8 protein-coding genes are annotated in these 15731 nt (G+C 59.6%); 5 read left to right on the top strand and 3 right to left on the bottom strand.

The genetic code is table 11. The features are described 5' to 3' along the window. Positions 1 to 174 precede the first annotated feature (174 nt). The 3 genes from HF945_RS09925 to HF945_RS09915 form a co-directional block, all read right to left on the bottom strand. Complete coding sequence (locus tag HF945_RS09925; protein ID WP_290522456.1) at positions 175 to 2220, bottom strand: TonB-dependent receptor; 2046 nt, start codon at positions 2218 to 2220, stop codon at positions 175 to 177. A gap of 238 nt (positions 2221 to 2458) precedes the next feature. Further along, on the bottom strand, positions 2459 to 3391 hold the full coding sequence (locus HF945_RS09920) for a metal-dependent hydrolase (protein ID WP_290522455.1): 933 nt from the start codon (positions 3389 to 3391) through the stop codon (positions 2459 to 2461). Positions 3392 to 3553: 162 nt separating this feature from the next. Beyond that, the gene (locus tag HF945_RS09915) at positions 3554 to 4978 is read right to left on the bottom strand and encodes an aldehyde dehydrogenase family protein (protein ID WP_290522454.1); all 1425 of its coding nucleotides are present in this window, start codon (positions 4976 to 4978) and stop codon (positions 3554 to 3556) included. 229 nt (positions 4979 to 5207) lie between these two features. Here HF945_RS09915 and pbpC point away from each other — a divergent pair, with 229 nt between their 5' ends. The 5 genes from pbpC (at position 5208) to HF945_RS09890 (ending at position 15731) form a co-directional block, all read left to right on the top strand. Beyond that, positions 5208 to 7535: a penicillin-binding protein 1C gene (gene pbpC / locus HF945_RS09910; RefSeq protein ID WP_290522453.1), complete on the top strand. Its 2328-nt coding sequence runs from the start codon at positions 5208 to 5210 to the stop codon at positions 7533 to 7535. Between the two features lie 1525 nt (positions 7536 to 9060). Next, positions 9061 to 11334 carry a molybdopterin-dependent oxidoreductase gene (locus HF945_RS09905; protein WP_290522452.1) on the top strand — a complete coding sequence of 758 codons (2274 nt, stop codon included), beginning with the start codon at positions 9061 to 9063 and terminating at the stop codon, positions 11332 to 11334. Positions 11335 to 11724: 390 nt separating this feature from the next. After that, positions 11725 to 12222: a lipocalin family protein gene (locus HF945_RS09900; protein WP_290522451.1), complete on the top strand. Its 498-nt coding sequence runs from the start codon at positions 11725 to 11727 to the stop codon at positions 12220 to 12222. Positions 12223 to 13061: 839 nt separating this feature from the next. Next, complete coding sequence (locus HF945_RS09895; RefSeq protein ID WP_290522450.1) at positions 13062 to 14579, top strand: capsule assembly Wzi family protein; 1518 nt, start codon at positions 13062 to 13064, stop codon at positions 14577 to 14579. 24 nt (positions 14580 to 14603) lie between these two features. After that, positions 14604 to 15731 (top strand): polysaccharide export protein, encoded by a 1128-nt coding sequence (locus tag HF945_RS09890; RefSeq protein ID WP_290522449.1) that lies wholly within the window; start codon positions 14604 to 14606, stop codon positions 15729 to 15731.

Here is a 15731-nt window from a genome sequence, read left to right as displayed (position 1 = left end):
GGGGTTGGTCTTCGAGACTGGCTTCTTGAGACTCGTAACGGTTCTTTCCTCACCTGGGCTCGGATCGCCAGCAGGCTGGCTCCCACAGCTGCAATAAACCTCCAAGTCCCTGTGGGAAATTCAGCTTGCTGAATGAAGCCTTTCACTTCTACGCCGGTAGCTCGCGGCATGGCATCACCACCCAACCGAAACCCCGGCGTAAACCCCGCTACCCGGCCCCGGTTCAAAATACCCCCGTGCCGCCACCGGTCGGTCACTGTTGGCATTGATGCGCAGGTTGCTGATGTAGTCCCGGTCGAACAGGTTGGTAACGCCACCAAACAGAGTGAGCGATTGCTGCGCTCCCTGCCATTCCTTGCCCAGCCGCAGATTCACGATCATCTCGCTGCCCACTCGGGTGGTATTGGTGTTCTCCGCATAGCGGGGGGAACTGAACAGGCCTTCCACCGCCGCAAAGAGCCCGTTGTCAGCCTGCCACTCCACCTGTCCATACAGGTGATGCTCCGGCAGACCGGGCAGGCGGTTGCCGCTCACATCCGTATTCTGTTGGGTGTCGACAAATTCCCGGAACCGGAAGTCGGACCAGGTCCAGGACAGCGCCAGGGTCAGGCGGTCAGTGGTCGCATGCTCCAGTCCCAGTTCGAACCCGTCCCGGCGGGTTTCGCCGGCGTTCTGGTAAAAGGTGCGCCCGCCCAGTTCATAGGGGGTGATTTCGTCCTCCACGTCGACCCGGAACAGGGCGGCCTCATAGAACAAACGCTCTGTCAGTGCACCCCGTGCACCCACTTCCAGGTTCAGTGCGGTTTGCGGTTCCAGTGCCGGATTGAAGCCGCCGGCGCCGGAAGGATTGGCCAGTTCGGTGAAGGTGGGGCTCTCAAACGCGGAGCTGACCGTGCTGTAAAGCGTGTGGGTGCGCGTCGCCTGCCAGGCCAGCCCGGCACTGTAACTCCTCTCCTCAAAGTCCCTGCGGCCACTGTCGTCGCCATCGTCGAGCAGGTGATCCTCAATGCGCATGCGCAACCGGTCCGCCCGGCCGCCCACCGTGAGCATGAGCCTTTCTGTCATCTGGCTGTCCAGTTGCAGAAACAGGCCGGTGGCGGTGGCGTGCTGGTCCTCATTGGCAGTCTGCGCGGTGATGTCGCCGAGGGGATTCACCGCGCGCCGTCCACGGGCATCTTCCTGCCGATCCGCATCCAGGCCCACCAGTAACCGGTTGGGGCGCTGAAACAGGCTCAGGGGCAGGGTGTAATCCAGACGGGCACCGTAAAATAGCCGGTCGTAATTGATCAGGCTGCTGCCAGGGAAAGGCAGTTGCTGGCGGAAGTCCCGCTGGCTGATAAAGGCACGGGCATTGAGCATGCCTCTACCCAGTGACTCATCCCGGTAGTGAAACCCGAGGCGTTGCTGATCCACGTCCTGTCCGGCATCCAGCTGCGAGGCAAAGCGAGTGGCCTGGCGGGGATTGTCGCGAACCTGCTGTCGGGTAAGGCCCCCCGGGTCATTGGCCATGGGCGTATCCATGGCGCTCATATACAGGGTGACGGCGCGGTCGTCAGGCAGTTGCCAGCCGGCCTGACCGGTGAGCAGGTATTTACGCACCTCGCTTTGCGCCCGGTCGCCGTCATCGGCCAGCGCGGTGAGGCTGAACGCATGATGCTGTTGATCCCGCTGGTCGCTGGCTTGCACATTGGCCTGACGGTAGCCGTCACTCCCGGCCAGTAATGTGGCGCTGGCCGATTCCGCCAGCGGAGCGGCAAAGGTGGTGATGTCGATTACGCCGCCGGTGGCATTACCGTAGAACAGGGAGCTGGGACCTCGCAGCACGGTGAGACGATCCACGGTAAACAGGTCAATGCTGTCCAGTTGGGATTGTCCATCGGGCAGGGTTTCCGGAAAGCCGTCCACATTCAGGCGCAGCCCGCGTACCCCGAACGGCGCCCGTGCGCCAAAGCCACGGGAAGAAAGCCGCAGACCCTGAGCAAAGTTGTAACGGTTTTGCAGATAAAGACCGGGCACCCGGTTGAGGCTTTCATCCAGCTGCAGCCGTGGCTGGCCCTGCTGGGCGTCGTGTCCATCCACCACGGTGAGAGCCGCGGGAGTATCCGCAAGCGGGCGCTCCATGCGGGTGCTGGTCACCATGACCGGGTCCAGCGTGATGGAATCAGAGAACCCGGCTAACGGTAAGAACAGGGGAAGAGCAGAAAAACGCAGAAGCTTCATGTATCACATCCTTGGCTACCGATGTTGTACATGAGCTGGCACAGGAAGCAAACGGGGAAGGACGCGCCGAGCTGTAGGAGCGGTGGTTCCACCGCGAATGTCGGGGGCATCGCGGTCGAACGACCGCTCCTGCGGTAACCTGTGCCACCGGCGCTCCCCAAAATACAAAAAGCCGCCCAAAGGCGGCTTTCCGTTTTTGCTTTTCCTCGCAGCTGAAAGCTGACAGCTCGAAGCTGTTTTAATGCAGCTTCTTTTTCTTCTTCTGGCTGGCTTGCTCGTGCTGCTCGGTGAGCATGCCGTCGGCACCGAACAGACGCTCGCGCCATTCGTCCAGCAGCGCATCGGTGTCGTGCTGGGACGGGTGGAAGCCCGGCTTGAAGAAATCCAGATACTGCGGCCACAGCTGGGTGAACAGACCCTTGCCACCGAACAGGAATTTCACCCCTTTCCAGTTGTTGCGAAGGTCCAGCAACTTGCCATCAGAGGCCAGCATCTGCGCCTGGAAGGCACCGATCACAGCAAAGAAGATCACGGTGACCGGAATCATGGTACCGGCCCGCAGCAGATAGTTGCCGCTCACCTTCTCGTACACATCGTAGGCCACGGTCTTGTGCTCGTTTTCTTCCAGCGCGTGCCACAGCCACAGTTTCAGGGTTTCTGGATCGGCCAGTTCGCGGTGGGACTCATCGCGGAGCAGCTGCTCGGCAATGATCGCGGTGTAATGCTCCAGGCTCACTGTGGCAGAAAGCTGAAAGATCTTCGGGGTGTACTTTTTTACCGCACCCAGCAGTTTGCCCAGGGTCTTGTCCAGTTTTTCGGTGGGGTAACCGAATTTCTGACCCAGTTCATTCCAGGCTTCATGCTCCTTGCTGTGCATGGCTTCCTGGCCAATAAAGCCCGCCACCTGGGCTTTCAGGGTCGGGTCGGTGATTTCCTTGCGATAGTGACGTACCGCCTGCACAAAGAAATCCTCCCCTTCCGGGAACAGGGTAGAGAGCGTGATCCAGAACGCACTCAGAAATGGGTCATCCGCGTAGAAATAGCGCTTGGCAGTGGTTTCATCAAACTCGAAATCCAGACGGCGCGGCGGGATGTTGACCGTGGCACCCTGCGGTACCTTCTCGGCCTTTTTCTCGTTCTGCTTGATCCGGGTGGTGGCTGTTGTTGTCATAAATCCTCCTGGTCCGCGGTCGATATGACCACTCAATGTCTTAATGTGACATTATTCAATGTAAAGATAGTGTCAATTCAGGAGGGAGGGGTAATTGGCGCATTGGCACCCCGGGCGGGGCGCCAATGCCAGTAAACAAAAGGTGGGGTTTTGTGCTGGTTATCAGGCGGGCTGGAACAGGGCCTTGATCTCCAGGAACTCGTCAAAGCCGTACTTGCCCCACTCCCGGCCCACGCCGGATTGCTTGTAACCCCCGAAAGCGGTGGTGAAATCCGGTGCCGCGCCGTTCAGGTGGACGTTGCCGGTGCGCAGCCGGTTGGCCACGGACCGGGCCAGCTCGGGCTCACCAAACACATAGCCGGACAGACCATAGATGGTGTCGTTGGCAATCGCCACGGCGTCGTCCAGGTCCTGATAGGGGATCATGGTCAGCACCGGGCCGAAGATCTCTTCCCGGGCGATGGTCATGTCGTTGTTGGCGTCACTGAACACGGTGGGCTGCACATAGTAGCCCTTGTCCAGGCCTGCTGGCTTTTCGGTACCGCCACACACCAGCTTGGCGCCTTCCTTCACACCTTGCTCGATCAACGACAGCACCCGCTGGTATTGGCGACCATTGGCGATCGGCCCCATGATGGTGGCTTCATCAGTGGTATCACCGACCACAATGTCCGCACAGGCCCTGGCCGCAATGGCTTCCGCTTCCGCCAGCTTGTCTGCCGGCACCAGCATACGGGAGGGGGCATTACAGCTTTGCCCGGTATTGTTCATCATGGCCCGTACCCCGTGGGTCACCGCCGCGTCCAGATCACAGTCCGGCAACAGGATATTGGCTGACTTGCCACCCAGTTCCAGCGACACGCGCTTGATGGTGGTAGCCGCTTCCTGGCTGACGGAAATGCCGGCACGGGTGGAACCGGTGAGGGACACCACATCGATACGGGGATCCGAGGACAGCTGCGGGCCTACCTTGGCGCCATCGCCGTAGACAATGTTCACCACGCCCGCCGGCAGCCCGGCTTCGTCGATGATCTGTGCCAGCACATTAGCGGACAGGGCGGCAAACTCGCTGGGCTTGAGCACCACGGTGCAGCCCACCGCCAGCGCCGGCGCCAGCTTGCACATCACCTGGTTCATGGGCCAGTTCCACGGGGTGATCAGGGCGCAGACGCCTGCCGGCTCGTGACGGATGATGGAGGAGCCGTGCTCTTCCTCGAAAGTGAATTCACGGGCCACTTCCAGGTTGTTGGCAATATGCATCAGGCCCACAGGGGCCTGCAGGTTGGTGGCAAGACCAATCGGCGCCCCCATTTCCTGGCTGATGGCCTGGGCCATCGCCGGCAGCTTGTCCTGATACAGGGCAAGAATTTTTTCCAGATAGCCGAGCCGGGTCTCCAGCGGGGTTTCGCTCCAGCTGGGGAACGCCGCGTGGGCCGCAGCGATGGCGGCATCGATGTCCGCTGCGTCAGCCATGGCCAGCGAGCCCACCGACTCTTCCGTGGCAGGATTGATGATGGTGTGTTGGGTACTGCCGGCAGAAGGCGCGGTCCACTGGCCGTTAATGTAGAAGTGTTGCAGCGTGTCCATGCAGAGATCCCTTTTTATCATGCAGAAATGAAATGCGGATTCATTCTGCGCCACAGGGCCCGCGTCGGCTATGCCCTGATGTAGGGGATTTGTGACCATTTTGCTATATTGTGACTGGCTACTTTTGGCGCGCAGCCCGGCTCTCAAAGGTCAACGGCAGTGCCGGCTGGCATGACCATATCCACGGCAAGCGAAATCCTCCTCACCAATCGGCGAAGAGCCCGACTCTATGACCTTTCGATGGCGGCCTGGCCTTTTGGCATTCCTGATCCTGCTGTTGGTGCTGTTGGCAGCACTGCAAGTCTGGCCGTTACCGGAGCGCCTGCACAATACCCCCTATGCCACCCTCATGCTCGATCGCCATGGCCGCATGCTGGATGCCCGCATTGCCAAAGATCAGCAATGGCGTTTCGTGCCAGTGGAACAGGTGCCAGACAAGTACCGCAAGGCGCTGCTGGATTTTGAAGACAAGCGGTTTGCCTGGCATCCGGGCATCGACCCATTGGCCATTGGCCGGGCTGCCTGGCTGAATTTCAAGGCGGGCAGGGTGGTGAGCGGTGGCTCCACCGTCACCATGCAACTGGCCCGCCTGCTACGCGATGATCCGCCACGGACCCTGCAAGAGAAAGCCCGCGAAGCGGCACTGGCGCTGCAGCTGGAGTGGCATCTCAGCAAACAGGAGATTCTCACCGAATATGCCAGCCGGGCGCCGTTCGGTGGCAACACCGTGGGCCTGCGTGCAGCTTCATGGCGCTACTTCCAGCGTGAACCGGACGCACTGAGTTGGGCGGAAGCCGCGTTGCTGGCGGTTCTGCCCAACGCGCCGTCCTGGATCCATCCGGGCAGAAACCAGCAACGGTTAAAGGCCAAACGTGATCGCCTGTTGGCCAGCCTGCATGAGAAAGGCGAACTGAATGACAGGGATCTGCAACTGGCCCTGCTGGAACCCCTGCCGCCACCACCGCAAGCGTTGCCCGCGCTGGCACCACACCTGATGAATACCCTGGAAAAGCAGGGGCAGGGCAAGTTGCTAGTCACCACCCTGGAGGCACCGCTTCAGCAACGGGTACGGGATCTCACTCGCCAACATGGTGAGCGGCTGGAACGGGAAGGGGTACACAATCTGGCTGTGGTGGTCATTGATCACCACCAGCAGCAGACCCGCGCTTATGTGGGCAATGTCACCCACGGCAACCGGAGCGAGTACGGTGCCGACGTGGACATTGCGGCTTCACCGCGCTCCACCGGCAGCATTCTCAAACCACTGCTCTATGGTCTGATGCTGGATGATGGCCAGCTGCTACCGGAAACACTGATTGCGGATCTGCCCACCAATTACGGGGGGTTCAGCCCGGAGAATCATGATCACAGTTACCGTGGTGCCGTGCCCGCCCACGAAGCGCTCAGCCAGTCGCTTAACATTCCCGCCGTGCGCATGCTGCGCCGTTATGGAGGGGGCCGTTTTCACAGCCGCCTGCAGCGCATGGGCATGAGCACCCTGTTTCGCCCCGCAGAAGACTATGGCCTGACCCTGATCCTGGGAGGGGCAGAAGGACGGCTGGATGAAATCACCGCCATCTATGCCCGGCTCATGGCCGCGGCCAGTGGCCGTCCGGTGCAACCGGTCGCCACGTTGCAGAGTAGTGAATCCAGCGGCCAGGACGTGCCCTTCATGCTCAGCCCCGGGGCTGCCTGGCTTACCCAGCAGGCCCTGCGCGATGTGGCCCGGCCCGGTACGGCCAGACAATGGCGCCAGTTCAGTTCCAGCCAGCCCATCGCCTGGAAAACCGGCACCAGCTATGGTCTGCGCGATGCCTGGGCTGTGGGCAGTAATGGCCGCTATACCGTGGGGGTATGGGCGGGTAATGGTAACGGCGAACCGGCCCCGAGCCTGGGAGGAACAGCCACTGCGGCCCCCCTCATGCTGGATGTGTTCAGCCTGCTGGGGCCGTCCCCCTGGCCGGAGCCGCCCCTGTCGGAACTGAAGACCGTGCAGGTCTGTGCGGATGATGGTTACCTGGCAGGCGGACAGTGCGCGACCCGGGATCAGCTGGCGCCACGACAGAGTCATTTCCAGACCGTAACCCCGCACCATCGGCGCATTCACCTGGACAGCAACGGCCAGCGGGTTCATAGCGGTTGTGAGAGGGTGGCGGCCATGCAGCACCGCGACTGGTTTGTGCTGCCCCCGGCTCAGGCATGGTTCTATCGTCGCCATCACCCGGACTACCGTCCGCTACCGGCCTGGCGTGAAGACTGCATCGCCGGCGCTCTGGCCCTGCAGAGTGAACCGCCCATGGCGTTGGTCTATCCCCATGCGGGCAGCGCCATCTATATCCCCACCGAGCTCAACGGCTCCCTCGGCCGGGCGGTCTTCCGTGCGGTTCACCATAACCCGTCTGCCTCCCTGTACTGGCATTTGGATGACCACTTCCTGGGGCAGACCCGACACTTTCATGAGAAGGCCATCACTGCAGATCCCGGCTGGCATACCCTGACCCTGATCGATGATCAAGGCTTTCGCCTGCGCCAACGCTTCAAGGTGTTGGGACGATGAAGGGGCGCGCGACGCTGGACACCTGACGCCGGACGAAGAAAATCAAAACCGGAAACGCCTTTCGCAACGCAATCTCACACTGTCTTCTGTAGGAGACTCAGCTTGCTGAGCGAACGGGCTTTACTTCTCGATTGTGGTCGCAGTGTTAGATAGCAAGGGTTGTCCGGGTGGCTGCTATCGCGGTCGAACGGCCGCTCTCACAGGAACCTCCCCAGAGATTTCAGTCCCAGGTCCGGTTCGGTAACAACCTATCCCGAGGTATAGGCATGTTAATGCCGGTTGGTACCGGTGGTTAGAGGATGCAGAAAGGGACGTTGATGGGCTCGCTGTCGTCTATCCTGTGGGCTACTGGAGGCAACACTGTGTATCCACACCCCTGAAACTATCCCCGGACGCTGTGGATAACACTGTTAGGGAATGCCGAATAAAGTGCTGAAGCCTTTTATTCATGGGGGTTCTGGCGTTTTGGATGGTTTTTCACCAGGTCAAAATTCCCTCACAGCGGAGCGAAAAGTGTGTTGATTAATAAGTCATCGAAAAGCGTGCACAAATCCTGTGGATAAAAATGTTGATAAGCTGGCAACAACCGGCCGGAGCCCAGCAATAGCGGCGCTTTTCGCACTTTGGTCCTTTTTTGTTCGTTGAATAATTTCTACCCATTTCAATAGGTTAGGGGTTGAAATTTGCTCCGCGACTTGTGACCGGAAGGTGACAGTGTGTCGATCCAGGGCAAACAGCCATTGTGCAAAACCGTCAAGTAGATATTGCGATTCGTGCTAATTGTCTTCCAATACAGTTATATCCGGCTGGGGTTAAGTTTGGTTTTCCACAGTATCTGTGGATATCTCTGTGTATAGCTGGTGCCGAAGCCCTCAAAATCGCTGTAAATTCTGGGTGAATGACAGTGCGGTTAAAAAATGAACAGCCTGTAAAGGTACATTAAATCAATGTCTTACGCTTAAATTTATGCGTATTTCACACGCGGGTCACATTTTGAAATCAGAAAAAGCCCATTGACAGATTTCTGTGTACAAAATTGGGGCGAGGGAGTGTTACCAAGGGTGACGCTCTCATTGCGTTCTGCACAAAGCAGGCCAACCTTGAGGTTAAGCAATTATTTTAATCCCCGTTAAGGGTGACGAACGCGCAGTGGGGGCAGCCAAAAGGTTTTATTCACAGTACAGCGCCGCGGTGCGGGGATTTAGGCTTTCGGTTCTTGGTTATTAAAAGGGAAAAGCAATGTCGGGTGCACTTATATGGCGCTTCCTGGCAGCATTTTGAAAACTCTCCCGGCCTCGCAGGAGTCTGCTTGCAGACGAAGGGGCCCGGCCCGCATTCGCTTGCAAGCAAGCTCCCACATTGAGCCCCTGCCTTTCCTTTGGGAGCCCATGGTTGATGCTGCTCTCTTGCGCCAAATCATGGCATCCTGATAGCAGCTCTGGTATCAACGTAGGTCATCTATAAAGGGGCGAGATCGGCGCCAGCCAATGCTGTGCCAGCCCGGCCCCCCGAAAAGAGGTCAAGGATGAAAACCACCCACTACCACACCTGTAATTTGTGTGAAGCCATGTGCGGCATTGAGGTTGAGCACCGCGGCGACGAGATTCTCGCTATCCGAGGTGACAAGGATGATCCGTTCAGTCGCGGGCATGTGTGCCCCAAAGCCGTGGCGCTGCAGGATCTTCATCATGACCCTGATCGGCTGCGCCACCCCGTAAAGCGCACCGTGGATGGCTGGGTGCCCATCAGTTGGGAGCAAGCGCTGGACGAGACCGCCCAGCGATTGCACGCCGTCCAGCAGCGGCATGGCAAGAATTCGGTGGCGATGTATTTCGGCAATCCCACTGCCCACAACCATGGCGCGCTGTTCAGCTTGCTGCCGCTGATCAAGGCCATCGGTACCCGTCAGCGCTACAGCGCCACTTCTGTTGATCAATTGCCCCACCAGCTGGCGGCCTGGCAGTTGTTTGGCAATCAGGCCATGTTCCCCATCCCGGATATCGACCACACCGATTACTTTATGGTGATTGGCGGCAACCCGCTGGCCTCCAATGGCTCCATCATGACGGTGCCGGACGTGAAAAACCGCCTCAAGGCCCTGAAGCAGCGCGGTGGCAAACTGGTGGTGGTGGATCCCCGTCGCACTGAAACGGCGGCCGTGGCCGACGAACACCATTTCATTCGTCCGGGCACCGACGTGTATCTGCTGCTGGCGTTGATTCAGGTGCTCTATAAAGAGTTACTGGTGGCGCCGGGGCGGCTGGACCCTCTGCTGGATGGCAAGGGTGACCTGCAGAAGCTCACCGAGAACTGGACCCCGGAGAAAGTCAGCGAGGCGGTGGGTATCAGCCCGGAAGCCATCCGCAAGCTGGCCCGGGATATCGCTGCGGCGCCGCGCGCGGCAATTTATGGCCGGGTGGGACTCACCACCAGCCCGCACAGTACCCTGAGCGCCTGGTTGGTGTACGTGCTGAATATCATTACCGGCAACCTGGACCGCGAAGGCGGCGTCATGTTTACCAAGCCGGCCTTCGACATTGTGGCCCTGGGTGCGCTGGGCGGCGAGGCGGGCAGCTTTGATCGCTACCGCAGCCGGGTGCACGGTTACCCGGAATTCTCCGGTGAGTTTCCGGTCACCACCCTGGCCGACGAAATGCTGACGCCGGGCAAGGGGCAGGTAAAGGCCTTTGTTTCCCATGCAGGCAATCCGGTGATGTCCTGCCCGGATGGCAACAAACTGGACACCGCCCTGGAAGGCCTGGAGTTCATGGTCAGTATCGACCTGTACATCAATGAAACTACCCGTCATGCGGATATCATCCTGCCCCCTACCGGGCAGCTGGAGCATGGTCAGTTCGACCCGGTGTTCCAGGCGGTGGCGGTGCGCAACGTGGTCAAGTACACCCCGCCATTGTTCGAAAAGCCGGAAGGCGCACTGCATGACTGGGAGATACTCAACGGATTGGCGAGCCGGTTGAACCGATTGAAAGCCCGAACCGCCCGCGACCGGCTTCAGATCGCCGCCGCCGACCGCTTTATGCGCAAGATCAAGGACACAGGCATCATCGATCTGGGCCTGCGGTTGGGTCCGTACGGGGCCGGGGGCAAGGTCATGGAGGCGCTCAAGCGTGATGGCCTGCATACCCTGCCCAGTCAGGCCTGGAAGCTCCTGCGTGGCAAACACAAAGGGCTTACCCTGCAGAGCCTGAAGGACAATCCCCACGGCATCGATCTGGGGCCGCTGCAACCGGCATTGCCGGAGCGGTTATTTACCCGCGACCAGCGCATCAACCTGGTGCCGGCACTGTACTTCCGTGCACTTCAGGGGCTGCCGGTGCCCAAGGCGGCCAACCCGGATGAAATGCTGGTGGTGGGGCGCCGACATATTCGCAGTAACAACTCCTGGATGCACAACAGCCAGCGGCTGGTGAAAGGCAAAAGCCGTTGCAACGTCCTGATTCACTCCCAGGACGCCGACAGGCTGGGAGTCCAGGAAGGGGACGAGCTGGTGCTCAGCACTGAGGCCGGCAGCATCACCCTGCCAGCCTGGGTGGGTGATGACATCATGCCCGGTGTGATCAGCGTTCCCCATGGCTGGGGCCATGATCGCCAGGGCGTGCAGCTGGATGTGGCCCGCCGGGCCGGCGGCGCCAGCATCAACGACGTGATTACCAGCTCGCGGGTAGAATCCGTCACCGCCATGGCGCAAATCAATGGCGTGCCAGTGAAGGTCGAGGCTGCGGCCAAACCCAAATCGAAAAAACGCACCGCCACCAGAAAAGCCACCGCCGACGCCTGACCGCTCCCGGCCACTTCCATCAACATTGGGAGCGGTCGTTCGCTGTAGGCACTTGCCTGCAAGCGATTAGGTGTTGCCGGTGTAGGATTCGCTTGCAAGCCTACCCAAAGGGCACAGAGAGCTCCCACATAACAAGCAGGGCGTCTTGTCTGTGGGAGAGCCAGCTTGCTGGCCGAACGGGCTGGCTTCGCCGGGAGCTAAAGGATCTTCATTCAGCAAGCTGAATTTCCCATAAGCGCCTCGCTGCCTCCTGACGCCCCACAGCTGCCCCCTCCAGGCGCTGTCTGCCACTATCCCGCTCCTTCACCCCGCCTTGTCCCGTGCGCCGCAATACTGTGTTCAACATTGGAGTTCATAATGCGCTGGATACTATTGATCGCGAGTTTTCTTATGCTGCAAGCCTGCCAAACGGTTCCTGAAGACCCGGTAAAAGTCGCGTCCCCCTTTGATCTCGACCGCTTCATGGGGGATTGGTATGTGATCGCCAACATCCCCACCTTGCCGGAGAAGGGCGCCCATAATGCCGTGGAGCGTTATCAGCGGGTTGGCCCCAACAAGGTGGCGACCACCTTCACCTTCCGCAAGAACAGCTTCAACGGGGAGTTCAAGCAGATGACCCCCACTGGGTTTGTCAGCCGGGAGAACCCCGCCATCTGGGGCATGCGCTTTATCTGGCCCTTCAAGGCTGACTACCGGGTGCTGTATGTGGATGAGGATTACCGCTACACCGTCATCGGCCGCCAGAAACGGGATTACCTGTGGATCATGGCCCGCGAGCCGCAGATCAGTGAACAAACCCTGGAAGCGCTCAAGGCGGTGGCCGTGGAGCAAGGTTATACCCTGGAAAACCTGAACAGGGTTCCCCAACAGCCACTTGATGCCCGCTGATCCTGCCGAAACCGGGGCAGGGCATGGCGCAATGCCGCTCCCATCTAGCAAGAAAGGTCTCCTTTGCGGTTTGCGTGGGAAGGAGAGCGAAGGGCATTTCTTTTTATTTCAATAGCTTGGAGTGCCCCGTAAGACTGGCCTCCCTCTCCCCAACCCCTCTCCCGCGAGCGGGAGATAACCGTAGGAGCGGTCGTTCGACCGCGATAGCAGGCGCCCGGATAACTCTCTCCATACAATTCTGTTTCCAGACCAAGAAAGACCCCATTCGCTCAGCAAGCTGAGTCTCCCACAAGGACAAACAGGCAAGGTTCGCTGTGGGAGAGCTGTCCTCTTCAGGGCATGGCCGAAAGCGACGATTTTCGGTAGGAGCCTGCCTGCAGGCGATCCCCGCCGGATTCGGCCCTCAAGGGTGAGGTCTTTAGTGGAAAGGCCAGCAAGTAGCCTGCCTGCTTTCTTATACAAGGCCGGCCCCACGCCGTAATGCTGTTCATTTAAGCTGTGGGAGCGTGCTTGCACGCGAAGCCTTTATTTCACGGCGCGTCATTCGCGTGCAAGCACGCTCCCACAAGACGCCATAACCACAGTTAATGAAACGAGCAGCATTAGGCCCCGGGGCGGGCTATTTCTGATTCCCGCTGACGCCAACCCTTCAACACCGGTCCCGCCGAGGGGGTAGAACAACCACGTTTGTGTGTTTCTTGTTGTGAACTGCCGCAAACCGTTCGCATTACGGTAAACAAACTGTAAAATGCGGCTTCTTGTCATATAGATGACAAGATCGAACCTTCATAATGCGCCCCTTAAGTCGCAACCGTCAGGATAGGATGTCCTTTGTGAGAGTGTCTCGCCGTGCAAGTTACTGGATTGCCAGCCTGTTAGTGCTTGGCCTGTCCAACGCCCATGGCGCCACCCCCTGGGTACCCACTGGCGACCTGACCGCACGCCACCACATTGAAGTGTTGCAGACGCAAGGCTGTCTGAAAGGCCTGACATTGAGCTGGCCGATTAGCTGGGCCGCCGTTGACCGCGCCCTGCGCCTGAGCCAGCAACAGCTACCGGATGCCCAGGCCCGGGCCTGCCAGACCAGCGATCATTACCAGTACCTGCAAACCGCAGAACGTCTGGCCCGCAATAACACCCGTGGTGCCACCGTTACCCTGGGCGGCGCCAATCAGGAGCCGCTGTACACCGCCTTTGATACCCAGCCTGAAGACTCCTTTACCGGGCAGGTTGCGCTCTATACCACCGGCCAGCACTGGTCCGGCCGGCTGGCCGTGAGCTACGCCGACGGCGACCGGGACGACCAGCACCTGCGCTTCGATGATTCCTACATCGCCGGCATCATGGGGAACTGGCAGCTGGGCGTGGGGGCTATTGACCGTTGGTGGGGGCCGGGCTGGCAAAGCTCCCTGGCGCTGTCCAATAATGCCCGTCCGGTGCCGGGCCTGTGGCTGTCCCGCCACATGCTCACCGCCCCGGAGACCCCCTGGTTGCGCTGGATCGGCCCCTGGGACCTGCAGCTCATCGCTGGGCAGCTGGAGCATGACCGCGCCATCCCGGACGCCAAAGTGCTGGGGGCCCGCTTCGTGTTTCAGCCGCTGGATTCCCTGCAAATCGGGCTGTCACGCCTGGCCCAATGGGGCGGGGAAGGCCGCCCCCAGGATCTGGAGGCGTTCTGGGATGCCTTTATCGGCAAGGATAACGGCGAAAGTACCGGCTTTGACGACGATGACGACCCCAGCAACCAGATCGCCGGGTTCGACTTCCGTTACTCATTCAGCCCCTGGAATACCCCCATGGGCCTGTACGGCCAGTTCATGGGGGAAGATGAAGCGGGCGGGTTGCCCTCAAAGTTCTCCTCGCTGGCGGGTTTCGATCTGGTCTCGGGCCTGGGCAATGGCTCCCAGCGCTGGTTCGTGGAGGCGACTGAAACCGTGGCCGGTAGCTGGATCAGCGAACGCCGCTATAACACCATGTACGAGCACGGCACCTACAAAAGTGGCTTCCGTCACCATGGCCGAAACATCGCCAGTACCTGGGAAGGAGATGCCCGTGCGGTTACTTTTGGCATACAACAATATTTTCGTAGCAATGTTACCCTCGCCCTGCATCTGACCCAGGCCACGCTCAACCAGGAGGGTGTGACGCGTGCCCAGGTGCCAGAGGACGGCAATCAAATCCTGCAATCCATCGAAGAGCAGGATGTAACACTGGCAGAACTCCGTATTGGCCACCCCCTACTGGGCGGCACCTTCCACTGGTTGGTGTCCGCCAGCGACGAGCCCATCGTCACGCCCTTTGAAGAACGTGAGCGTTGGACGGCAGGGGCTGAATGGACCCGGGATTTCGCCTGGTAATAGATGAACACAATGAAGGCTTCAATGAACGCATCGGTTAAATGTTTTGTGGCACTGGGGATTGCCCTCATGGCGGGGTGTACTGTGGTGCCCGGTTCCTACCATTCGCCGACCCCCGGCTGGTTCCTCGACGAGGACGAAATATCCGAAGGCGAGCCGCTGCCGGACGTGGTGGAAGTGCACGCCATTGGCACGGCCATTCTCAAGCAGCAGCGCATTCACCCGGTGGACAAGGGCGTACCGGAAGAGATCAATCTTTCCGACGACCAGTACGATTATCAGGTGGGCCCTGGCGATGTACTGCAGATCACCGTCTGGGATCACCCGGAGCTGACTATCCCGGCAGGCTCCCTGCGCAGCTCGGAAGAATCCGGTAACTGGGTCCACAATGACGGCACCATCTTTTACCCCTATGTGGGCATCATCAATGTGGAAGGGCTCAAGGTCACCGAGATCCGTGACATGATCACCGAGCGTCTGTCCCGCTATATCGAAAACCCCCAGGTGGATGTCTCCGTAGCGGCCTTCCGGCACAAGCGGATCTATGTTACCGGCGAAGTGGACGAGCCGGGCCTCTATCCAGTCACCAACGTGCCCACCCGCCTGATCGATGCCATCGGCGAAGCCGGCGGGCTCACGGAAAGTGCTGACTGGACTAGCGTGGTGCTGACGCGCAAGGGTAAAGATTATCGGCTTTCCCTGCGGGACATCTATCAGTATGGCAACACAAGCCAGAACGTGTTGTTGCAGCCGAACGACGTGATCAATGTAAACCCGGTGAATGATGCGAAGGTGTTCGTGCTGGGGGAAGTGGGCAAGTCTTCCAGTATGCAGATGGGCCGCAATGGCATCACGCTGGCAGAAGCACTGGCAAATAATGGCAGTTTTAACCAGCGTCAATCCGATGCCTCCGGCGTATTCGTGTTCCGCAAGGCACCTGAGGGATCCGAGCATGGTATTGATATTTATCAGCTCAATGCCAAGGACGCTGCCGCCTTAGTCATGGCAGACAGTTTCCGGCTTCAGGAACGAGATATTGTCTATGTCACGGCGGCGCCATTGGCCAGGTGGAACCGGGTGCTTAGCCTCATCTTGCCGTCGGTGACCGCGCTCTATCTCGGTAATCGAACTCAAGAGGCGCTAGCGGACTAA

The sequence above is a fragment of the Alcanivorax sp. genome (assembly GCF_017794965.1).
In the GTDB taxonomy this organism is placed as follows: Bacteria; Pseudomonadota; Gammaproteobacteria; order Pseudomonadales; family Alcanivoracaceae; genus Alcanivorax.
The sequence above is the reverse complement of the archived record's forward strand: the minus strand, read 5'-3'. Positions and strand labels throughout refer to the sequence as shown.